The organism is Pseudomonas sp. UBA7530 (assembly GCF_002479365.1).
Classification (GTDB): domain Bacteria; phylum Pseudomonadota; class Gammaproteobacteria; order Pseudomonadales; family Pseudomonadaceae; genus Aquipseudomonas.
In genome coordinates this window covers 804,669-825,257 of the sequence record NZ_DLMS01000001.1, presented here as the reverse complement: position 1 = coordinate 825,257, position 20,589 = coordinate 804,669, and the positions used below count along the sequence as shown (strand labels likewise).

Genomic DNA, 20,589 nt, shown 5'->3' with positions numbered 1-20,589 from the left:
AGGTCACGCATGAACGCTTCGTTGCTCGAAACTCCGCTGCGCCGCCTGCCCTTCAGCTTCGCCAAGCGTCATGGCGTGGTGTTCGTCATGCATGACGGCCGCGCCAGCCTGACTCATCGCGCCGACTGCGACCTGGTCGCGTTGGCCGAAGCCCAGCGTTTTGCCGGGCGCTGTCTACCGCTGCAGGTGCTCGGCACTCACGAATTCGCCCAGGCGCTGGGCGCGGCCTATCAGCACGATTCCGCTTCCATGCAGCTGGCCGAGGATATCGGCGGCAGCCTCGACCTGGCCTCGCTGGCCGATCAGGTGCCGGAAACCGAAGACCTGCTGGAGCAGGAAGACGACGCGCCGATCATCCGTCTGATCAACGCCATCCTTGGCGAGGCGATCAAGGAAAACGCCTCAGATATTCATCTGGAAACTTTCGAGAAGCGCCTAGTGGTGCGCTTTCGCGTCGACGGCATCCTGCGCGAGGTGCTCGAACCCAAGCGCGAGCTGGCCGCGTTGCTGGTGTCGCGGGTCAAGGTCATGGCGCGCCTGGATATCGCCGAGAAGCGCGTGCCGCAGGACGGGCGCATCTCGCTCAAGGTCGGCGGACGCGAGGTGGATATTCGCGTCTCCACGCTGCCGTCGGCCAATGGCGAGCGGGTGGTGTTGCGCCTGCTCGACAAGCAGGCCGGGCGCCTGTCGTTGCAGCATCTGGGCATGCGCGGCGAGGATCGCGCGCTAATGGAGCAGACCGTGCGCAAGCCGCACGGCATCCTGTTGGTCACCGGGCCCACCGGTTCGGGCAAGACCACCACGCTGTATGCCAGCCTGGTCAGCCTCAACGACCACACGCGCAATATCCTCACCGTTGAAGACCCGATCGAATATCACCTCGAAGGCATCGGCCAGACTCAGGTCAACACCAAGGTGGATATGACCTTTGCCCGTGGCCTGCGCGCCATCCTGCGCCAGGACCCGGACGTGGTGATGGTCGGAGAGATCCGCGATAAGGAAACCGCCGAGATCGCCGTGCAGGCCTCGCTGACCGGCCATCTGGTGCTGTCGACCCTGCATACCAACAGCGCCATCGGCGCCATTACCCGACTGGTGGACATGGGCGTGGAGCCCTTCCTACTGTCGTCCTCCTTGCTCGGCGTACTGGCCCAGCGTCTGGTGCGCGTGCTGTGCCCAGCATGCAAGGAACCTTACCCGGCCGATGCGGCCGAATGCGCGTTGCTCGGCGTGCCGGCCAGCCCGCCGCCGACCCTGTATCACGCCCGCGGCTGCGCCCATTGCCATCAACAGGGCTATCGCGGGCGTACCGGCATCTACGAGCTGGTGGTGTTCGACGAGACCATGCGCACTCTGGTGCACAGCCGCGCTTCCGAGCAGGACATGACTCGTCATGCCCGCACTTTGGGGCCGAGCATCCGTGACGATGGCCGGCGCAAGGTGCTGGAAGGGGTGACCACGGTCGAGGAAGTGCTGCGCGTGACGCGGGAAGAATGATGAGGATCACCGGTTTTGCGTCTGCAGTGCCCTCTGTGGGAGCGGTCTTGACCGCGAATTGTCGACCCACGGTCGATTTGGTCACGTTCAACGGATATACGAGCTAGCCATGGCCGCCTTTGAATACATCGCCCTGGATGGGCGCGGCCGCCAGCAGAAGGGCGTGCTGGAAGCCGACAGCGCGCGTCAGGTGCGCCAACTGTTGCGCGAGCGGCAGTTGGCACCGCTGGAGGTCAAGGCCACGCGCAGCCGCGAGCAGAACAGTGGCGGGGCGCGCCTGGGCTTTGCCCGGGGTCTGTCGGCACCTGATCTGGCGCTGGTCACCCGCCAATTGGCGACGCTGATCCAGGCGGCGCTGCCCATCGAGGAAGCACTGCGCGCAGCAGCGGCGCAATCCACCAGTTCGCGTATCCAGGGCATGTTGCTGGCGGTGCGCGCTCGCGTGCTGGAAGGCCATAGCCTGGCCGGCAGCCTCAAGGAATTTCCGGCCGCCTTCCCCGAGCTGTACCGCGCCACCGTGGCGGCTGGTGAGCACGCCGGGCATCTCGGCCCGGTGCTGGAGCAGTTGGCCGATTACACCGAGCAGCGTCAGCAATCGAGGCAGAAGGTGCAACTGGCGCTGCTTTATCCGGTGATTCTGATGTGCGCCTCGTTGCTGATCGTCGGCTTCCTGCTGGGTTATGTGGTGCCGGATGTGGTCAAGGTGTTCGTCGATTCCGGGCAGACATTACCAGCGCTGACGCGTGGCTTGATCGCCCTGAGTGATTGGGTCAAGGCCTGGGGGCTGGCTGCGCTGGTCGTGCTGATATTGGCGGTGGTCGCCTTGCGTGCCGCGCTGCGTGATGAGGGCTTCCGCCTGCGCTGGCACCGCTTGCTGCTGCGCCTGCCGCTGATCGGCCGGCTGGGGCGCGCCACCGATTGCGCGCGCTTCGCCTCGACCCTGGCGATCCTTACCCGCAGTGGCGTGCCGCTGGTCGAGGCGTTGGCAATCGCCGGCGAGGTGATCGGCAACCGGGTGATTCGTGGCGAGGTGCTGGTGGCCGCGCAGAAAGTGCGCGAGGGCGGCAGCCTGACTCGGTCGCTGGAGGCCACCGGGCAGTTCCCGCCGATGATGCTGCACATGATCGCCAGCGGAGAACGCTCCGGCGAGCTGGATCAGATGTTGGCGCGCACGGCGAAGAACCAGGAAAACGACCTCAGCGCGCAGATCGCCTTGCTGGTCGGATTGTTCGAGCCGTTCATGCTGGTTTTCATGGGGGCAGTGGTGCTGGTGATCGTGCTGGCCATCCTGCTGCCGATTCTTTCGTTGAACCAAATGGTGGGGTAGCAGGTGAGAAAAGCTCAGACAGGTTTCACGCTTATCGAAATCATGGTGGTTGTCGTCATTCTCGGGATTCTCGCCGCACTGGTGGTGCCACAGGTGATGAGCCGGCCGGATCAAGCCAAGGTCACCGCCGCGCAGAACGACATCCGCGCCATCGGTGCGGCGCTGGACATGTACAAGCTCGACAACCACAACTACCCCAGCACCCAGCAGGGGCTGGAGGCGCTGGTGAACAGGCCGAGCGGCAACCCGCCGGCGAAGAACTGGAACAAGGACGGCTACCTCAAGCGCCTACCGATCGACCCCTGGGGCAATCCCTATCAATACCTGGCGCCTGGCACCAAGGGTGCCTTCGATCTCTATTCGCTCGGCGCCGATGGCAAGCAGGGCGGCAGCGACCTGAACGCCGATATCGGCAACTGGGATCTCTGACCCGACCATGCCGTCGTTCGCCCGTAGGAGCGAGTGTTGCGAGCGAAGCGTTCGACAACGCCCATGTTCGCGAGCAGAGCTCGCTCCTACAAACCCTGGTCAGCGCGGCTTTACCCTGATCGAGCTGCTGGTGGTGCTGGTCATCCTCGGCAGCCTGATCGGCCTGGCGGTGTTCAGCACCGGCATCGCCGGGCCGTCGCGCGAGTTGCGTAGCGAGGCCGAGCGGCTCAGCGGGCTGATCGGCGTGCTGGTCGACGAAGCGGTGCTGGACAACCGCGAATACGGGCTGAGCTTCACCCGTGAGGGCTACCGGGTGATGCGTTACGACCCGCTGCGCGCCGAGTGGCAGGCGCTGGATCGGCAGACACACCGTTTGCCGGAGTGGGCCGAGTTGTCGTTCGAGGTCGAGGGCGAGGCGCTCGCCCTGCCGGCAACGAGCAGTACGGGCGCGCCGCAGCTGCTGATTCTCTCCAGCGGCGAGGTGACCCCGTTTCGCCTGCGTCTGGGCGAACGGCGGCGCGATGGCTTGCGCCTGCAATTGTCCAGCGACGGCTTTGGCCTGCCGCGTGTCGAGGAGCTGGGTGCGGGGCGCGCTGGATGAAGGGCGCGCGCGGTTTTACGCTGCTCGAAGTGCTGGTGGCCCTGGCCATCTTCGCCCTGGTCGCCGCCAGCGTGCTGACCGCCAGTGCGCGTAGCGTGCGTACCGCCAGTCAGCTGGAGGACAAGACCCTGGCCATGTGGGTGGCCGACAATCGTCTGACCGAGTTGCAACTGGCCGACACGCCGCCAGCCGATGGCCGCGACCAAGGGCAGGTGGAATTCGCCGGGCGTCGCTGGCTCTGGCAGAGCGAGATCCAGGCGACCAGCGAGCCGGCCATGCGTCGGGTGACGCTTTGGGTCGCCGCTGAGGCGCGCGGCGCTAGCGGCGATCTGCGTGAGCGGGCACTGGTCAGCCTCAGCGGGTTTCTGGGGGCGCCGCAGTGATTCGTCTGCCCTGTTGGAGCGAGCTCTGCTCGCGAAAAGGCATGGATGCGGGTTCGCGAGCAGAGCTCGCTCCTACAAAATCACGTCAGCGCGGCTTCACCCTGCTGGAGCTGCTGATCGCTATCGCCATCTTCGCCCTGCTTGGGCTGGCCACCTACCGCATGCTCGACAGCGTGCTCAGCGCTGATGCCGTTACCCGTGAGCACGAGCGCCAGTTGCGTGAGCTGACTCGTGCGTTGTCCGCTTTCGAGCGCGATCTGCGCCAGGTGACGGTGCGGCCGATTCGCGATGGTTTCGGCGATGCCCAGCCGGCATTGCACAGCGATCTGGCCGATGCCACGGCGTTGGAGCTGAGCCGTGCTGGCTGGCGCAACCCGCTCGGCCAGTCGCGAGCCGAGGTGCAGCGTGTGCGCTGGCAGCTCAGTGGCGAGCAATGGCAGCGGCGTTATTGGCGTGTGCTGGACCGCGCGCAGGACAGCGCACCGCAAATCCAGCAGGCGCTTGATGGCGTCGAGTCGCTGAGCCTGAGCTACCTGGACAAGGACGGGCAGTGGCAGCCCGACTGGCCCCCGGCCAATGCGACCGGCGATGGCCTGCTTACCGAACTGCCGCGTGCGGTGGAGCTGCGCCTGCAGCATCGTCGCTATGGCGAGCTGCGTCGCCTACTCCGCCTGCCTGATCTGCCGGTGCAGAACCGTAGCGGTGCGGGCGATCCGGCCGAGGCGCCACAGTCATGAGGCGCCAGAACGGGGTGGCCCTGATCACCGTATTGCTGGTGGTTGCCGTGGTCACGGTGGTCTGCGCCGGGCTGATCGCCCGGCAGCAGCTGTCGATACGCAGCAGTGCCAACCAGTTGCACGTGACGCAGGCCTGGCAATACGCGCTGGGTGGCGAGACCTTGGCCAAGGCGGTTCTACAACGTGATCTGCGCCAGGGCGATCCGCGCCAGCCCGTGGACCATCCACTGGAAGCCTGGGCCAGGCCGTTGAAGTTCCCGCTGGATGAGGGCGGCGAGCTGCGCGTGCGTATCGTCGACCCCAGCGGGCGCTTCAATCTCAACAGCCTGGTGCGCCAGGGCCGGCCTAACGAGTTGGCGGTATTGCGTCTGCGCCGTCTGTTGCAGCGCCTGGGCATGGATAAACCCTACGCCGAGCGTCTGCTGGACTGGCTGGACAACGACAGCGAGCCGCAGGGTGGCAGGGGCGCCGAGGACAGCCAGTACCTGCTGGCGACGCCGCCTTATCGTACGGCTAACCGTGAGATCACCGATGTTTCCGAGTTGCGCCTGTTGCTGGAGATGGAGGAGGCCGACTATCGACGTTTGCTGCCCTTCGTCAGTGCGTTGCCCGGCGAGGCGTTGCTCAACGTCAATACGGCCAGCGCCATGGTGCTCTCCAGCTTGTCCGATGGTTTGACGCCGGATGCGGCGCTGGCGCTGATCGCCGCGCGTGGCGCCGATGGCTACGCCAGCCCGGCAGCCTTTGCCGCGCAGCCTGCGCTGGCCGGGTTGGGGGAACAGGTGGTGCAGGGGCTGGCGGTTGGCAGCCAGTATTTCGAGGTGTTCAGCGAAGTGAGCCTGGGTGAACGCCGGGTGGTATTGCGCAGCCTGTTGCAGCGCAGCAATGATGGCCGGGTCAGTGTCCTGGCGCGTGACCTGGGGCAGGGCGGGCTGCCGCCAGCGCCGATTGAGGAAGAACAAGAATGACACCCCTATGGATTTTCCTGCCGCCCGAGGCGTGCCACGAACTGTCCGCGAATCTTCCCGTGCAGTGGGTCACGGCAGACGGCAGCCGCTCCTTGAGCCTGTCCGATGCCCTGGCGGATTTGCCCGTGCACTGGGAACTGGTGCTACCGGTGGAGGCCGTGACTGCATGCGCCGTGCACTTGCCGACGCAGAAGGCGCGCTGGATGCGCCAGGCGCTGCCGTTCGCGGTGGAGGAACTGCTGGCCGAGGATGTCGAACTGATGCATTTGGCCCTGGGCGAGCGCCTGGGCGATGGCCGGCATCGGGTCTATGCCATGCGCGTCGCCTGGCTACGTGAATGCCTGGCGCTGTTCGCCGCGCAGCCACCTCAGGCCATCCGCGTCGACGCTGACCTGCTGCCGCGCCACGGCAGCCAACTGCTCTGGCTGCACTCGCGTTGGTTGCTGGGGGGCGAGGCGCCCTGGCGTCTGGCCCTGCAAGGTGAGGACTGGCCGGCGCTGGCAGGACGTTGCACGCCACCCTGCGTCGCGCGAGCGCCGGCCAGCCAGGCGCTGCCCGAGCCGGTCGATGAACGGCTACAAGTGGCGGATGCGCATCAATGGCTGGTGCAACAGGGCGGTGGCGTCGACCTGGCACAGGGCGCGTTCGCCCTGCGCCAGAGCGGCGAGGGTTGGCTGCGCTGGCGCCCGCTGGGCGGGGTGCTGGCGCTGTGTCTGGTCTTGCAGTGGGGCTTCAATCTGGCGCAGGGCTGGTATCTGCAGCGCGAAGCCGATGCCTACGCTGCCTCCAGTGAGGCGCTGTATCGCGAGCTGTTTCCGCAGGACAACAAGCTGATCAACCTGCGTGCGCAGTTCGATCAGCACCTGGCGCAGTCTGCCGGCAGCGACAGCCCGCTACTCGGATTGCTTGCCGAAGTGGCTGCCGCTTTGAATGCCGATGGCGCTGCACAGGTGCAGGTCAACCAGCTCGACTACAGCGCGATTCGCGCTGATCTGTCGCTGCAGTTGCAGGCGCCTGGGTTCGCCGAGTTGGAACGCTTGCGCGAGCGCCTGGAGGATGCAGGGCTGTCCGTGCAGATGGGCTCGGCCAGCCGCGATGCCGAGGGTGTCAGCGCGCGCGTGGTGATAGGAGGATGACCGGCATGTCGAAGATGGGCCTGAGCGAAAGCCTGCAACAGCAATGGCAGCGCTCACCATTGGCGCTGCGCTGGCAGGGGCTGCCGGCTCGTGATCGTCTGGCGCTGATGGCGCTGAGCGTCTTTCTGCTGCTGGTGCTGTTCTATCTGGCGTTGTGGCAACCGGCGCAGCGCCACGCAGATGAGGCACGCGCCGCGTTCGAGGAGCAGCGCGCCCTGTATGCGTACCTGCAAAGCCGTGCGCCGCAGGTACAGGGCCGTGACCTGCAGCCACGCCCCAGCCTTGACCCCGCGCGCCTGCAGGGTGTGGTCACAGCCACCGCGGCCGAGCAGGGGCTGGTAATCGAGCGCCTGGATACCGAAGGCTTTGGCGCCGTGCAGGTCAACCTGCAGCCGGTGGCGTTCGCCCAGTTGTTGCGCTGGATCGAGGCGCTGGAGGGGCAGGGCATACGCGTCGAGGAAGCCGGGCTGGATCGCGCCGAGGAGAACCGCGTCATCGCGCGCCTGAGCCTGCGTGCTGGCGAGTGATCCGGTACATCTGTTGGCAAGCATTCCCGCCACTCTTGCAAAGGCGGGAGTCCAAGTGTGGGCCACTTGGGTTCCCACCTGCGCGGGAATGAGGGTTGTCGTGGAATGACGACGGCTGTTGCACGGCCTGTTCTCTGCGCATGGCTCACCCTACAGCCGACGGCCTAGGCGGTAACAACGCGCACCCGATTGGGCGGTTAGGGAACGTCGACGCCCCGATAAGGTGCCAATGATGACTTTCAATGAAACTGCGAAACGGCCCTAGCGCCCATGCTGTGGCGGTTTCGTAATTTATGGCCTGAGTATTGCTGTAGATATCCGTTTAACTTTTTCTGCTTGATCACTCCTTTTGCTAGCTGTCAATATCTGCCCTCGGCGCAGCCAGTGCTTCTGTAATTAGTTGTCGCATTGAGGAAATATCGCCTCATTGCCTGCCGCTAGAATGCCGCTCACCCAGCCAAGGCCCTTTGCCGCTTGTCCACCACGACAGCGCAGCACCGCCTTCTACAATCCATAAAAGGCCCGGGCCCCTCACTGCCATCGATGTCATACCCAATTCGAAGGAGCAAAGAATGAAGAAGATCGCACTGCTCGGCGCCCTGGCGCTGTCCCTGATGTCGCCCCTGGCGCTGGCCGAGAAGCCGCTGCGCATTGGCATCGAGGCGGCCTATCCACCCTTCGCATTCAAGACTCCCGATGGTCAGATCGCCGGCTTCGACTACGACATCGGCAACGCCCTGTGCGAAGAAATGAAGGTCGAGTGCAAGTGGATCGAGCAGGAGTTCGACGGTCTGATCCCGGCGCTGAAGGTGCGCAAGTTCGACGCCGTGCTGTCGTCCATGTCGATCACCGAAGATCGCAAGAAGTCCGTGGACTTCACCGGCAAGTACTACGCCACCCCGGCCAAGCTGGCGATGAAAGCCGGTACCGAGCTCAAGGACCCGCTGGTCGACCTGAAAGGCAAGAAGATCGGTGTGCAGCGCTCGTCCGTGTATGACCGTTACGCCACCGACATTTTCGCTCCGGCCGGTGCCGAAATCGTGCGCTACAGCTCGCAGAACGAAGTGTTCCTGGACATGCAGTCCGGCCGCCTCGACGCCACCCTGGCCGACTCGGTGAACATCGATGACGGTTTCCTCAAGACCGACGGTGGCAAGGGCTTCGCCTTCGTAGGTCCGGACTTCACCGACGTGAAGTACTTCGGCGAAGGCCAGGGCATTGCCGTGCGCAAGGGCGACAAGGCACTGGCCGACAAGATTAGCGCCGCCATCCTGGCCATTCGCGCCAACGGCAAGTACAAGGAAGTGCAGGACAAGTACTTCGACTTCGACGTTTACGGCGAGTAAACGCTCCGAGGCAGATTGAAGTGGCACTAACCTTTGCCGAGGTTGTGCCACTTTTTTCTTGGTTCATTCTCGATCGCTGCCTGTTCGCCTGTGCTGGCATTCAGGTGTGTCGTCGCCCCGGCGACATCCATTTTCTTTGTGCGATACGGCGCCATCCTGGTGCCTGAGAGGTATTGGCGCATGCTTCAAGGCTACGGCTCGACCATTCTCGATGGTGCCTGGCTTACCGTGCAGTTGGCGCTGCTGTCGATGGCGGTCGCCGTCGCGCTTGGCCTGCTCGGTGCGGCTTTTCGTCTGTCACCGGTGAAATGGCTGGCCCTGATGGGCGAGACCTACGCCACGGTGATTCGCGGTATTCCCGAACTGGTGCTGATTCTGCTGATTTTCTTCGGCGGTCAGGACCTGGTGAACCGCATCGCCCCGTTGCTGGGGCATGAGGATTACATCGATATCAATCCATTCGTTGCAGGCGTTGGCACGTTGGGCTTCATCTACGGTGCCTATCTGTCGGAAACCTTCCGCGGCGCCTTCATGGCCATCCCCAAGGGGCAGGGCGAGGCAGGCATGGCGTATGGCATGAGCCCGCTGCGGGTGTTCTTGCGCATCCTCGTGCCGCAGATGATCCGCCTGGCGATTCCCGGCCTGACCAACAACTGGCTGGTGCTGGTCAAGGCCACCGCGCTGATCTCCCTGGTCGGCCTGCAGGACATGATGGCCCGCGCCAAGAGTGCAGGCGATGCGACGCGCGAGCCATTCACCTACATCCTCCTGGCGGCGGCCGTGTACCTGGCGATCACCAGTGTGTCGCTACTGGTGTTGCGCTATCTCGAGCGCCGCTATTCGGTCGGCGTGAAAGCCGCCGAGCTCTGAGGGAGTGACCATGCTTTTCGATTACAACGTGGTACTCGACAGCCTGCCGCTGTATTTCGGTGGCGTGCTGGTGACCCTCAAGCTGTTGCTCATTGCGCTGGCCGTGGGCCTGTTGCTGGCAGTGCCGCTGGCGATCATGCGGGTGTCCACGCAGAAACTGATCAACTTCCCGGCGTGGCTCTACACCTATGTGATCCGTGGCACGCCGATGCTGGTGCAGTTGTACCTGCTGTACTACGGCCTGGCCCAGTTCGAAAGCGTGCGCGAGAGTTTCATGTGGCCTTACCTGTCCAGCGCCACCTTCTGCGCCTGTCTGGCCTTCGCCATCAATACCAGTGCCTACACGGCTGAGATCCTAGCGGGCAGTCTCAAGTCCACGCCGCACGGCGAGATCGAGGCGGCCAAGGCCATGGGCATGTCGCGCAGCAAGCTGTATCGGCGCATCCTGCTGCCGTCGGCGTTGCGCCGTGCGCTGCCGCAATACAGCAACGAGGTGATCATGATGCTGCACACCACGAGTCTGGCCTCGGTGGTGACCCTCATCGACATCACCGGCGCTGCCAAGACCGTCAGCTCGCAGTACTACCTGCCATTCGAAGCCTACCTCACTGCCGGCCTGTTCTACCTGGCGCTGACCTTCATCCTGGTGCGCCTGTTCAAGCTGGCCGAACGCCGCTGGCTGGCCTACCTGGCGCCGCGCAAGGCCTGACGCCATGACGATTCAAGAGAACCCGAACATGTACAAACTCGAAGTTCAGGACCTGCACAAGCGCTACGGCAGCCATGAGGTGATCAAGGGCGTGTCGATGGCGGCCAAGGCCGGCGACGTGATCAGCATCATCGGCTCCAGTGGCTCGGGCAAGAGCACCTTCCTGCGCTGCCTGAACCTGCTGGAGCAGCCGCATGCGGGCAAGATTCTGCTCAACGGTGAAGAGCTGAAGCTGGTGCCGGCCAAGGACGATTCGTTGCGCGCCGCCGATGCCAGGCAGTTGCAGCGCATGCGCTCGCGCCTGGCCATGGTGTTCCAGCACTTCAACCTGTGGTCGCACATGAGCGCTCTGGAGAATGTCATGGAGGCGCCGGTGCATGTGCTCGGCGTGAGCAAGGCCGAGGCCCGCGACAAGGCCGAGCACTACCTGGCCAAGGTTGGCGTGGCGCATCGCAAGGATGCCTACCCGGCGCACATGAGCGGTGGCGAGCAGCAGCGCGTGGCCATTGCCCGTGCTCTGGCGATGGAGCCGGAGGTGATGCTGTTCGACGAGCCGACTTCGGCACTCGACCCGGAGTTGGTCGGAGAAGTGCTCAAGGTGATGCAGGACCTGGCCACCGAAGGCCGCACCATGGTGGTGGTGACCCACGAGATGGGGTTTGCCCGCGAGGTGTCGAATCAGCTGGTGTTCCTGCACAAGGGGTTGGTGGAAGAGCGCGGTTGCCCGAAGGAAGTGCTGGCCAATCCGCAATCCGAGCGGCTCAAGCAGTTCCTTTCCGGTAGTCTCAAATAATAAGAAGCTAGACTGCGCACTGAACCGGTGCACAGCGGACCTTGAACAGACACTAATGACCCCCCATCGAATTGGCTTTTTGTACTGGCCTGGCACCAAGGCTTTGACTCTGTCTCTGGCGGAGGAGGCCCTGCGCGTCGCCCAGCGGGTGCATCCGGAAGTGGTGTACGAGCTGGTGTTTCTTCAGGCCGAGCCGCTGGCGGCCGGTGACTGGCGTCTGCCGGGCGAGCCCTGGGCCGGGCATCTGGACGGGCTGGACAAGCTGTTCCTGCTTGCCGATGCGCCACCAGCGCAGGTGTCCGCCGGCCTCGCGGCTGCACTCAAGCAGCAGGTGCGTAGCGGTTGCGTGATTGGCGGGCTGTCTGCCGGGGTCTATCCGCTGGCCCAGCTTGGTTTGCTCGATGGCTATCGCGCCGCGGTGCACTGGCGTTGGCAGGATGATTTCTCCGAGCGCTTCCCCAAGGTCATCGCCACCAGCCATCTGTTCGACTGGGATCGTGATCGCCTGACCGCCTGCGGCGGCATGGCCGTGCTCGATCTGCTGCTGGCGCTGCTGGCGCGCGACCACGGTGCCGAACTGGCTGGTGCGGTGAGCGAGGAACTGGTGGTCGAACGCATTCGCGAGGGCGGTGAGCGTCAGCGCATTCCGTTGCAGAATCGCCTGGGCTCCAGCCACCCGAAGCTGACCCAGGCCGTGCTGCTGATGGAGGCCAATATCGAGGAGCCGCTGACCACCGACGAGATCGCCCAGCACGTGTGCGTGTCGCGTCGGCAGCTGGAGCGCATCTTCAAGCAGTATCTCAATCGTGTGCCCAGCCAGTACTACCTAGAGCTGCGCCTGAACAAGGCGCGCCAATTGCTGATGCAGACCAGCAAGTCGATCATCCAGATTGGCCTGTCCTGCGGGTTCTCCTCGGGGCCGCACTTCTCCAGCGCCTACCGCAACTTCTTCGGCGCCACGCCGCGCGATGACCGCAATCAGCGCCGCAGCAACAGCCCCTTCGAGCTGACCTCCAGCCCCGTCGAGCGCGGTTGATTCGTCTCGTAGGAGCGAGCTGTAGCCCGGATGAAATCCGGGATATCTGACGTCGATCCCGGATTTCATCCGGGCTACGCAAGCGAGCGTTTCGATACCGACCGGTCAAGCTGCGGAGATTTTTCCCTGCGGCGTGTTCCGGGCGCTGATCTGCGATTAAACTGCGCCTTTCCGACGCTTTCTGTCGCTTGGACGAAAACCCGCGGAAAACCTGGGGTGGCGCTGTAAGAAGTTGTCGCATGGCGACAATGCCGGCCCTGATTCAGTCCCTACAATCCTTGCATTCCCAGTCGTTTCGGGCGTTTCGCCGCCTGCCTGCGACCGGTATTTCTCATCAGGAGAGCTTTGATGTCCGTTCAGCACGATGCGGTGCAACGCGCCGACTTCGACCAGTTCATGGTCCCCAACTACGCCCCTGCTGCCTTCGTCCCTGTGCGCGGCCTGGGTTCGCGAGTCTGGGATCAGAGCGGCCGAGAGCTGATCGACTTCGCCGGCGGCATCGCCGTCAACGTGCTGGGCCACTGCCACCCGGCGCTGGTTGCGGCGCTGACCGAGCAGGCCAATACCCTGTGGCACATCTCCAACGTCTTCACCAACGAGCCGACCCTGCGCCTGGGCAAGAAGCTGGTCGAGGCGACCTTCGCCGAGCGCGTGTTCTTCTGCAACTCTGGCGCCGAGGCCAACGAGGCCGCGTTCAAGCTGGCGCGTCGCGTCGCCCATGACCGTTTCGGCGCGGAGAAGCATGAGATCATCGCAGCCACCAACAGCTTCCACGGTCGCACCCTGTTCACCGTCAGCGTCGGTGGCCAGCCGAAGTACTCCGACGGTTTCGGGCCGAAGATCCAGGGCATCACCCACGTGCCGTACAACGATCTGGAAGCGCTGAAAGCGGCCATTTCCGACAAGACCTGCGCCGTGGTGCTGGAGCCGATTCAGGGCGAGGGCGGTGTGCTGCCGGCGGACAAGGCCTACCTGGAAGGCGCTCGCGAGCTGTGCAATGCGCACAACGCGCTGCTGGTGTTCGACGAGGTGCAGAGCGGCATGGGCCGTACCGGCGAGCTGTTCGCCTATATGAACTACGGCGTGGTGCCGGACATTCTCTCCAGCGCCAAGAGCCTGGGCGGCGGTTTCCCCATCGCGGCGATGCTCACCACCACCGAGCTGGCCAAGCATTTCGCGCCGGGCACCCACGGCACCACTTATGGCGGCAACCCGCTGGCCTGCGCGGTCGGTGAGGCGGTGCTGGACATCGTCAACACCCGTCAGACGCTGGATGGCGTCAAGGCCAGGAGCGAACAGTTCAAGACACGTCTGCTGGCGCTGGGCAAGCAGTACGGCCTGTTCGAGCAGGTGCGTGGCATGGGCCTGCTGCTCGGCTGCGTGCTCAATGCCGAGTGGGTGGGCAAGGCCAAGCAGGTGCTCGATGCGGCCACGGCCGAAGGCCTGATGATTCTGCAGGCCGGCCCGGACGTGGTGCGTTTCGCCCCGAGCCTGGTGGTCGACGAGGCCGATATCGAAGAGGGCCTGGCCCGTTTCGAGCGTGCGCTGGGCAAACTGACGACGGCCTGAGTCTTCGTTGACATGCTTTGGGAGGGGCTTTAGCCGCGACAATCGCCGCTGAAGCGTTTCCCGCGGCTGTCCGCCCGACCCTGACTACGAATCTTGCAGCTTCCGTGTTTAGAAGGAGTGACCCATGCTGGTGATGCGCCCTGCGCAAATGGCGGACCTGGCGGATGTGCAGCGACTGGCTGCCGACAGTCCGGTGGGGGTCACTTCATTGCCGGACGATGCAGGCCGGTTGGGCGACAAGATCGCCGCATCGGAGGCATCCTTCGCCGCCGAAGTCAGTTTCAATGGTGAGGAAAGCTACTTCTTCGTCCTCGAGGACACCGACAGCGGTCGACTGGTCGGCTGTTCCGGCATCGTCGCCTCGGCTGGCTATTCCGAGCCCTTCTACAGCTTTCGCAACGAAACCTTCGTGCACAACTCGCGCGAGCTGAAGATCCACAACAAGATTCACGTGCTGTCGCTATGTCACGACCTGACCGGCAACAGCCTGCTCACCAGTTTTTACGTCGAGCGCCCGCTGGTCAGCAGCGTATTCGCCGAACTCAATTCTCGCGGACGCCTGCTGTTCATGGCCGGGCATCCGGAGCGTTTTGCCGATGCGGTGGTGGTGGAGATCGTCGGCCACAGCGACGAGAGCGGCGATTCACCATTCTGGGATTCGGTGGGGCGCAACTTCTTCGACATGACCTACGCCGAGGCAGAGCGCCTGTGCGGCCTCAAGAGCCGCACCTTCCTTGCCGAGCTGATGCCGCATTACCCGATCTACGTGCCGCTGCTCTCCGACGAGGCGCAGGAGGCCATGGGGCAGGTGCATCCGCGGGCGCAGATCACCTTCGACATCCTCATGCGCGAAGGCTTCGAGACCGATCACTACATCGATATCTTCGACGGTGGCCCGACCCTGCATGCGCGCACCTCGGGCATTCGCAGCATTGCGCAGAGCCGCCTGGTGCCGGTGAAAATCGGCGAGGCCGAGGCCGGTGGTCGCCAGTATCTGGTCAGCAACGGCCAGCTGCAGGACTTCCGCGCCGTCGTCGCCGACCTCGACTGGGTGCCGGGCAAGCCTGTCACCCTGAACGCAGCGACCGCCGAAGTGCTCGGCGTGGGCGAGGGCGGCAGTGTTCGCCTGGTGGCGGTTTGAATCGAAGCGGCAGTCCCAGGCTGTAAGCCAGCCTGGCTTCTGACTTGTAGCTTGGCGCTTGAAGCCAATAGCTGATCCGGAGGATCCAATGATTGTTCGTCCCGTGCGCAGCGCCGACTTGCCGGCCCTGATCGACCTGGCTCGCAGTACCGGCGCCGGCCTGACCACGCTGCCGGCCAACGAGGAGCGCCTGGCGCATCGGGTCGGCTGGGCGGAAAAGGCCTTTCGCGGCGAGGCCGAGCGTGCCGATGCCGACTACCTGTTCGTACTCGAGGACGATGCCGGCAAGGTAGTGGGCATTTCTGCGGTGGCCGGTGCCGTCGGTCTGCGTGAGCCCTGGTACAACTACCGCGTCGGCCTGACCGTCAGTGCTTCGCAGGAACTGAACATCCATCGCCAGGTGCCGACGCTGTTCATGGCCAACGACCTGACCGGCAATTCCGAGTTGTGCTCGCTGTTCCTGCACGCCGATCACCGCAGCGGCCTCAATGGTCGATTGCTGTCGAAGGCGCGCCTTCTGTTCATCGCCGAGTTTCGCGAGCTGTTCGGCGACAAGGTCATCGCCGAGATGCGCGGCATGTCGGACGAGCGTGGGAGTTCGCCGTTCTGGGAGAGCCTCGGCCGGCATTTCTTCAAGATGGAATTCTCTCAGGCCGACTACCTCACTGGTGTTGGCAACAAGGCCTTCATCGCCGAGCTGATGCCCAAGTTTCCGCTTTACACCTGCTTTCTCTCCGAAGATGCGCGGGCCGTGATCGGTCGTGTGCACCCGGATACCGAGCCAGCACTGGCCATGCTCAAGGCCGAGGGTTTCAGTTATCAGGGCTACGTCGATATCTTCGACGCGGGCCCGGCCATCGAGGCGCAAACCGCGAAGATCCGTGCCGTGCGTGACAGCCAGAACCTGGTCCTGGCCATCGGCACGCCAGGCGACGACGCCGAGCAGTTCCTGGTGCACAACCGCAAGCGTCAGGACTGCCGCATTACCGCCGCGCCGGCGCGCCTGGCGGCCGGCACCCTGGTGGTCGATCCGCTGACCGCCAAGCGTCTGCGCCTTTGGGCAGGTGATCAGGTGCGCGCGGTGCCGCTGGCGGCACACGGCTGAGTTATGGGTTTGTGCGGCGGCCCACGCAGGCCGCTGGAAAATGCTGGGAGTGGTAGAACAAGATGAACACTCATTACATCGCAGGTCAGTGGCAGTCCGGTCAGGGCGAGCCGCTGCAATCGCTCGATCCGGTCAGCCAAGCCGTGCTCTGGCAGGGCCAGGGCGCCACTGCTGCGCAGGTCGACGCTGCCGTTGCTGCTGCGCGCGGCGCGTTCTCGCTGTGGGCAGCGCATTCGCTGGACGGCCGCATCGCCGTGCTGGAGCGCTTCGCCGCCTGCCTGAAAACGCGTGCCGACGAAGTGGCGCGGGCGATCGGTGAAGAGACCGGCAAACCACTGTGGGAAGCTGCCACCGAAGTGAACAGCATGGTGGGCAAGGTCGCCATTTCCATCCAGAGCTACCGCGAGCGCACCGGCGAGAAGAGCGGCCCGCTGGGCGACGCCACCGCCGTGCTGCGGCATAAACCACATGGCGTGGTGGCGGTGTTCGGTCCCTACAACTTCCCCGGTCACCTGCCCAACGGGCATATCGTACCGGCCCTGCTGGCCGGTAACTGCGTGCTGTTCAAACCCAGCGAGCTGACGCCCAAGGTGGCCGAGCTGACCGTGCAATGCTGGATCGAGGCCGGGCTGCCCGAAGGCGTGCTCAGCCTGCTGCAGGGTGGCCGCGATACCGGCGTGGCCCTGGCCGGTCACTCCGGTATCGACGGGCTGTTCTTCACCGGCTCCAGCCGCACCGGCAACCTGCTGCATGCGCAGTTCGCCGGCCGTCCGGACAAGATCCTGGCGTTGGAGATGGGCGGCAACAACCCGCTGATCGTCGATGAGGTGGCCGATGTCGACGCCGCGGTCTACACCATCGTGCAGTCTGCATTCATTTCTGCCGGCCAACGCTGCACCTGCGCGCGTCGTCTGCTGGTGCCGCAAGGCGAGTGGGGTGACGCCCTGCTGGCGCGCCTGGTGCAGGTTGCCGCGCAGATCAAGGTGGGTCGCTTCGACGAGCAGCCAGCGCCGTTCATGGGCTCGGTGATTTCCCTGCAGGCCGCCGCGCAGCTGATGCAGGCGCAGCAGAACCTGCTGGCTGGTGGCGCCACGGCGCTGCTGGCGATGACCCAACCGCAATCGGGCGCCGCGTTGCTTACGCCCGGCATCCTCGATGTCACGGCGGTTGCCGAGCGTGCTGACGAGGAGCTCTTCGGGCCGCTGCTGCAGGTGATCCGCTACGAAAGCTTCGAGTCCGCCATCGCCGAAGCCAATGCCACCGCTTACGGCCTTGCCGCGGGGCTGCTGTCCGACTCACGCGCGCGCTTCGAGCAATTCTGGCTGCATAGCCGCGCCGGCATCGTCAACTGGAACAAGCAGCTCACCGGGGCCGCCAGCACTGCACCCTTCGGCGGTATCGGCGCCTCGGGCAACCATCGCGCCAGTGCCTACTACGCGGCGGATTATTGTGCCTACCCGGTGGCCGGGCTGGAGAGCGAAAGCCTGGCCCTCCCCGCGACCCTGACCCCGGGAGTGACCCTGTGATGGCCGCCTATGAAATGAACTTTGACGGCCTGGTCGGGCCGACGCACAACTACGGTGGGTTGTCCTACGGCAACGTCGCCTCGCAGAGCAACAGCCAGGTCGTGTCCAGCCCTCAAGAAGCAGCCAAGCAGGGCCTGGCGAAGATGAAGGCGCTGATGGACATGGGCTTCAAGCAGGGCGTACTGGCCCCGCAGGAGCGCCCGGATGTCGCTGCGTTGCGCCGTTTGGGCTTCACCGGCTGCGATGTCGAGGTGATCCAGCGCGCTGCGCATGAGGCCATGCCCCTTTTGGTGGCGAGCTGCTCGGCATCGAGCATGTGGACGGCCAATTCCTGCACTGTCAGCCCCAGTGCCGACACGGCGGACGGGCGCGTGCACTTCACCGCCGCCAACCTCAACTGCAAATTCCACCGCAGCATCGAGCACCCGACCACCAGCCGCGTATTGCAGGCGATGTTCGCCAACCAGGCACATTTTGCCCATCACCCGGCGCTACCGGCCGTGGCGCAGTTCGGCGACGAGGGCGCGGCCAATCACACGCGCTTCTGCAAGGGTTATGGCGATGCGGGGGTCGAGTTCTTCGTCTATGGGCGCAGCGCCTTCGATACCCGTTACCCGGCGCCGGCACGCTATCCCGCGCGGCAGACTCTGGAGGCCAGCCAGGCCGTGGCGCGCCTGCATGGGCTGAGCGAGGCCGGCGTGGTCTATGCCCAGCAGAATCCGGCGGTGATCGATCAGGGTGTGTTCCACAACGACGTGATCGCCGTGGGCAACGGCGAGGTGCTGTTCTATCACCAGGACGCCTTCCTCGATACCGGCAAGGTCCTGGCGGAGCTGGGCGACAAGCTGGCGCGGCGTGGCGGCAACTTCCAGGCCGTGTGCGTGCCCAGTGCTGCCGTCAGCGTGCAGGATGCGGTGCGTTCCTACCTGTTCAACAGCCAGCTGCTGACCCGAGCCGACGGCAGCATGCTGCTGATCGTGCCGGAAGAGTGCCGCAACAACGCCAGCGTCTGGCGCTACCTGCAGCAACTGACTGCCAGCGGCGGGCCGATCCGCGAGGTGCGTGTATTCGACCTCAAGCAGAGCATGCAGAACGGTGGCGGCCCGGCCTGTCTGCGCCTGCGCGTGGCGCTCAACGAACAGGAACTGGCGGCGGTCAATCCGGGCGTGGTGATGAGCGATGCGTTGCACGATACCCTGGTGGCCTGGGTCGACAAGCACTACCGCGACCGCCTGAGCGAAGCCGACCTGGCCGATCCGCAATTGCTGATCGAATCGCGCACGGCATTGGATGAACTGACGCAGATCCTTATACTGGGCTCGGTCTATCCTTTCCAACTGAACTGACCCACAGGGTGGATGTCGCTTGTTACATCCACCTCAGAACTCTCCCGGAGATTTTATGAGCGATGCGCTGCAACTGATTCTTGAAGATAACGACGGCACCCAACTGGAAACCTCCTGCAGCCGCTTCGCCGTGGTATGGCAGGGCAAGGAGTTGTGGGTCCAGGCCGTTGGCGATCAGTTGCTGATCGGTGTCGACGTGGAGGAGGGCGATACCGAGTACGCCAACCTGCTGCTGCGTCCGCAGGCCACCAACCTGGTCAGCCTGCAACTGGAGATGGAATCGGCGCTCGCCGATGACGACGATGATCATGTCCATGGCCCGGACTGCAATCATTAAGCCCTGAGGAGTATCCGATGCTTGCCCTCGGCAAACTGCTTGAACTGACCCTGGCCGGCCATGAGCCGTCGGCGAAGATTCAACTGACGCCCGATGGTACGCGTCTGCGCTGGCTGGACGAAGGCGCGCTGGAGGTGACCCCGCCTGCGGCGCGCGACAATGGCCTTGACCTGCTGCTGTCGGCCGGCATCCACGGCAACGAAACCGCGCCGATCGAATTGCTCGACCGTCTGCTGCGCGGCATCGCGCGGGGCGAGCTGCATCCTGCGGCGCGCATCCTCTTTCTGTTTGGCAACCCCGAGGCCATGCGCCGTGGCGAGCGTTACCTCGAGCAGGACCTCAATCGCCTGTTCAGCGGGCGTCACGAGCAGTCCAGCGGCTTCGAGGCCATCCGCGCCTGCGATCTGGAGCACCTAGCCGTCAATTTCTTCGGCAAGGACACCGGCCGCACGCGTCTGCACTACGACCTGCATACCGCAATCCGCGCCTCCAGGATCGAGCAGTTCGCTCTCTATCCGTGGCAAGAGGCACGCGCGCATTCTCGTCGTGAACTGGAGCGCCTGCGCGCTGCCGGTATTGAGGCGGTGTTGCTGCAGAACAAGGCGTCGACCACATTCAGTGCCTACACCTACGCGCAGCTCGGTGCCGAAGCCTTTACCCTGGAGCTGGGCAAGGCCCGTGCCTTCGGACAGAACGAGCTGGTCAACCTCGACCTGCTGGAGAACGCCCTGCATGCGCTGATCGAAGGTCGCGAGGTGATCAGCGGCGAGCCGACGCTCGATGGTATGCAACTGTTCGCGGTATCGCGCGAGGTCATCAAGCACAGCGACAGTTTTCAGCTGCACCTGCCGACGGATATCGAAAACTTCACTGAGCTGGAGCCTGGCTATCTGCTCGCCGAGGATATCGCCGATACCCGCTGGATCGTCGAAGAGCAGGGCGCGCGTATCATCTTTCCCAACCCCAAGGTCAAGAACGGCCTGCGCGCCGCCATCCTGATCGTCCCCGCCGACGGTGCCGGCCTGGCGTAGCCCGGATGTAATCCGTGGCCGATTTTTCCTGCCGGCCGAGTAACGACGGGGCTCGTGTGGGAGCGGACTTGTCCGCGAATGGGGTGGAGAAGAAACATCGCGGCCAAGGCCGCTCCCACAGTTTCGTCGCTCGGATCAAACCGGGGGTTCCCTGCCCCTTGCCCCGGACGCAATC

20 protein-coding genes and 1 pseudogene are annotated in these 20,589 nt (G+C 64.5%); all 21 read left to right on the top strand.

Annotation, left to right across the window (positions count from 1 at the left end; genetic code table 11):
* Positions 1-9: 9 nt before the first annotated feature.
* The 21 genes and pseudogenes from gspE to astE all read left to right on the top strand — a co-directional run bounded on the left by gspE (position 10) and on the right by astE (position 20,414).
* Positions 10-1,497, top strand: a complete 1,488-nt coding sequence (gene gspE / locus B2U07_RS03920) for a type II secretion system ATPase GspE (protein WP_275544632.1) — start codon at positions 10-12, stop codon at positions 1,495-1,497.
* Between the two features lie 109 nt (positions 1,498-1,606).
* Positions 1,607-2,824, top strand: a complete 1,218-nt coding sequence (gene xcpS, locus B2U07_RS03915; RefSeq protein WP_275544633.1) for a GspF family T2SS innner membrane protein variant XcpS — start codon at positions 1,607-1,609, stop codon at positions 2,822-2,824.
* Between the two features lie 3 nt (positions 2,825-2,827).
* On the top strand, positions 2,828-3,253 hold the full coding sequence (gspG, locus tag B2U07_RS03910; RefSeq protein WP_197855879.1) for a type II secretion system major pseudopilin GspG: 426 nt from the start codon (positions 2,828-2,830) through the stop codon (positions 3,251-3,253).
* A 103-nt stretch (positions 3,254-3,356) separates the two neighbouring features.
* Positions 3,357-3,854 (top strand): annotated as a pseudogene (gene gspH, locus B2U07_RS03905) (type II secretion system minor pseudopilin GspH); the annotation flags it as partial.
* Positions 3,851-4,237: a type II secretion system minor pseudopilin GspI gene (gene gspI / locus B2U07_RS03900; RefSeq protein WP_275544634.1), complete on the top strand. Its 387-nt coding sequence runs from the start codon at positions 3,851-3,853 to the stop codon at positions 4,235-4,237. The pseudogene gspH and the gene gspI, both read left to right, overlap by 4 nt.
* 41 nt (positions 4,238-4,278) lie before the next feature.
* Positions 4,279-4,974, top strand: coding sequence for a type II secretion system minor pseudopilin GspJ (gene gspJ, locus B2U07_RS03895; protein WP_275544635.1), 696 nt, complete (start codon positions 4,279-4,281; stop codon positions 4,972-4,974).
* Complete coding sequence (gene gspK / locus B2U07_RS03890) at positions 4,971-5,942, top strand: type II secretion system minor pseudopilin GspK (protein ID WP_275544636.1); 972 nt, start codon at positions 4,971-4,973, stop codon at positions 5,940-5,942. The genes gspJ and gspK overlap by 4 nt, the downstream gene beginning before the upstream one ends.
* A complete protein-coding gene (gene gspL, locus B2U07_RS03885) occupies positions 5,939-7,078 on the top strand; it encodes a type II secretion system protein GspL (protein WP_275544637.1) in 1,140 nt (379 codons plus the stop codon). Before gspK ends, gspL begins: the two co-directional genes overlap by 4 nt.
* A gap of 5 nt (positions 7,079-7,083) precedes the next feature.
* The gene (locus tag B2U07_RS03880) at positions 7,084-7,605 is read left to right on the top strand and encodes a type II secretion system protein M (protein ID WP_419096309.1); all 522 of its coding nucleotides are present in this window, start codon (positions 7,084-7,086) and stop codon (positions 7,603-7,605) included.
* A 572-nt stretch (positions 7,606-8,177) separates the two neighbouring features.
* Positions 8,178-8,951, top strand: a complete 774-nt coding sequence (locus B2U07_RS03875; protein ID WP_197855872.1) for an ABC transporter substrate-binding protein — start codon at positions 8,178-8,180, stop codon at positions 8,949-8,951.
* A 180-nt stretch (positions 8,952-9,131) separates the two neighbouring features.
* Positions 9,132-9,821, top strand: a complete 690-nt coding sequence (locus B2U07_RS03870) for an ABC transporter permease (RefSeq protein WP_197855871.1) — start codon at positions 9,132-9,134, stop codon at positions 9,819-9,821.
* A 10-nt stretch (positions 9,822-9,831) separates the two neighbouring features.
* Positions 9,832-10,530 (top strand): ABC transporter permease, encoded by a 699-nt coding sequence (locus B2U07_RS03865; protein ID WP_197855870.1) that lies wholly within the window; start codon positions 9,832-9,834, stop codon positions 10,528-10,530.
* Positions 10,531-10,558: 28 nt separating this feature from the next.
* On the top strand, positions 10,559-11,323 hold the full coding sequence (locus B2U07_RS03860; protein ID WP_275545328.1) for an ABC transporter ATP-binding protein: 765 nt from the start codon (positions 10,559-10,561) through the stop codon (positions 11,321-11,323).
* A 55-nt stretch (positions 11,324-11,378) separates the two neighbouring features.
* On the top strand, positions 11,379-12,359 hold the full coding sequence (argR, locus tag B2U07_RS03855; protein ID WP_197855868.1) for a transcriptional regulator ArgR: 981 nt from the start codon (positions 11,379-11,381) through the stop codon (positions 12,357-12,359).
* Between the two features lie 348 nt (positions 12,360-12,707).
* Positions 12,708-13,928 (top strand): aspartate aminotransferase family protein, encoded by a 1,221-nt coding sequence (locus tag B2U07_RS03850; RefSeq protein WP_275544639.1) that lies wholly within the window; start codon positions 12,708-12,710, stop codon positions 13,926-13,928.
* Between the two features lie 124 nt (positions 13,929-14,052).
* A complete protein-coding gene (gene aruF / locus B2U07_RS03845) occupies positions 14,053-15,069 on the top strand; it encodes an arginine/ornithine succinyltransferase subunit alpha (protein ID WP_296275935.1) in 1,017 nt (338 codons plus the stop codon).
* Positions 15,070-15,157: 88 nt separating this feature from the next.
* Entirely contained in the window at positions 15,158-16,174 is a 1,017-nt protein-coding gene (gene astA / locus B2U07_RS03840) for an arginine N-succinyltransferase (protein ID WP_275544640.1), read from the top strand.
* Between the two features lie 62 nt (positions 16,175-16,236).
* Entirely contained in the window at positions 16,237-17,700 is a 1,464-nt protein-coding gene (gene astD / locus B2U07_RS03835; protein WP_275544641.1) for a succinylglutamate-semialdehyde dehydrogenase, read from the top strand.
* Entirely contained in the window at positions 17,700-19,046 is a 1,347-nt protein-coding gene (gene astB, locus B2U07_RS03830; RefSeq protein WP_275544642.1) for an N-succinylarginine dihydrolase, read from the top strand. Before astD ends, astB begins: the two co-directional genes overlap by 1 nt.
* 55 nt (positions 19,047-19,101) lie before the next feature.
* Entirely contained in the window at positions 19,102-19,383 is a 282-nt protein-coding gene (locus B2U07_RS03825; RefSeq protein WP_197855862.1) for a topoisomerase II, read from the top strand.
* Between the two features lie 17 nt (positions 19,384-19,400).
* On the top strand, positions 19,401-20,414 hold the full coding sequence (astE, locus tag B2U07_RS03820; RefSeq protein ID WP_275544643.1) for a succinylglutamate desuccinylase: 1,014 nt from the start codon (positions 19,401-19,403) through the stop codon (positions 20,412-20,414).
* Positions 20,415-20,589: the final 175 nt, after the last annotated feature.

What these genes read in the sequence shown, in the direction of transcription:
- gspE (WP_275544632.1), top strand. Translation starts at nt 10, where the DNA reads ATGAACGCTTCGTTGCTCGAAACTCCGCTGCGCCGCCTGCCCTTCAGC.
- xcpS (WP_275544633.1), top strand. Translation starts at nt 1,607, where the DNA reads ATGGCCGCCTTTGAATACATCGCCCTGGATGGGCGCGGCCGCCAGCAG.
- gspI (WP_275544634.1), top strand. Translation starts at nt 3,851, where the DNA reads ATGAAGGGCGCGCGCGGTTTTACGCTGCTCGAAGTGCTGGTGGCCCTG.
- gspJ (WP_275544635.1), top strand. Translation starts at nt 4,279, where the DNA reads ATGGATGCGGGTTCGCGAGCAGAGCTCGCTCCTACAAAATCACGTCAG.
- gspK (WP_275544636.1), top strand. Translation starts at nt 4,971, where the DNA reads ATGAGGCGCCAGAACGGGGTGGCCCTGATCACCGTATTGCTGGTGGTT.
- gspL (WP_275544637.1), top strand. Translation starts at nt 5,939, where the DNA reads ATGACACCCCTATGGATTTTCCTGCCGCCCGAGGCGTGCCACGAACTG.
- B2U07_RS03880 (WP_419096309.1), top strand. Translation starts at nt 7,084, where the DNA reads ATGTCGAAGATGGGCCTGAGCGAAAGCCTGCAACAGCAATGGCAGCGC.
- B2U07_RS03875 (WP_197855872.1), top strand. Translation starts at nt 8,178, where the DNA reads ATGAAGAAGATCGCACTGCTCGGCGCCCTGGCGCTGTCCCTGATGTCG.
- B2U07_RS03870 (WP_197855871.1), top strand. Translation starts at nt 9,132, where the DNA reads ATGCTTCAAGGCTACGGCTCGACCATTCTCGATGGTGCCTGGCTTACC.
- B2U07_RS03865 (WP_197855870.1), top strand. Translation starts at nt 9,832, where the DNA reads ATGCTTTTCGATTACAACGTGGTACTCGACAGCCTGCCGCTGTATTTC.
- B2U07_RS03860 (WP_275545328.1), top strand. Translation starts at nt 10,559, where the DNA reads ATGTACAAACTCGAAGTTCAGGACCTGCACAAGCGCTACGGCAGCCAT.
- argR (WP_197855868.1), top strand. Translation starts at nt 11,379, where the DNA reads ATGACCCCCCATCGAATTGGCTTTTTGTACTGGCCTGGCACCAAGGCT.
- B2U07_RS03850 (WP_275544639.1), top strand. Translation starts at nt 12,708, where the DNA reads ATGTCCGTTCAGCACGATGCGGTGCAACGCGCCGACTTCGACCAGTTC.
- aruF (WP_296275935.1), top strand. Translation starts at nt 14,053, where the DNA reads ATGCTGGTGATGCGCCCTGCGCAAATGGCGGACCTGGCGGATGTGCAG.
- astA (WP_275544640.1), top strand. Translation starts at nt 15,158, where the DNA reads ATGATTGTTCGTCCCGTGCGCAGCGCCGACTTGCCGGCCCTGATCGAC.
- astD (WP_275544641.1), top strand. Translation starts at nt 16,237, where the DNA reads ATGAACACTCATTACATCGCAGGTCAGTGGCAGTCCGGTCAGGGCGAG.
- astB (WP_275544642.1), top strand. Translation starts at nt 17,700, where the DNA reads ATGGCCGCCTATGAAATGAACTTTGACGGCCTGGTCGGGCCGACGCAC.
- B2U07_RS03825 (WP_197855862.1), top strand. Translation starts at nt 19,102, where the DNA reads ATGAGCGATGCGCTGCAACTGATTCTTGAAGATAACGACGGCACCCAA.
- astE (WP_275544643.1), top strand. Translation starts at nt 19,401, where the DNA reads ATGCTTGCCCTCGGCAAACTGCTTGAACTGACCCTGGCCGGCCATGAG.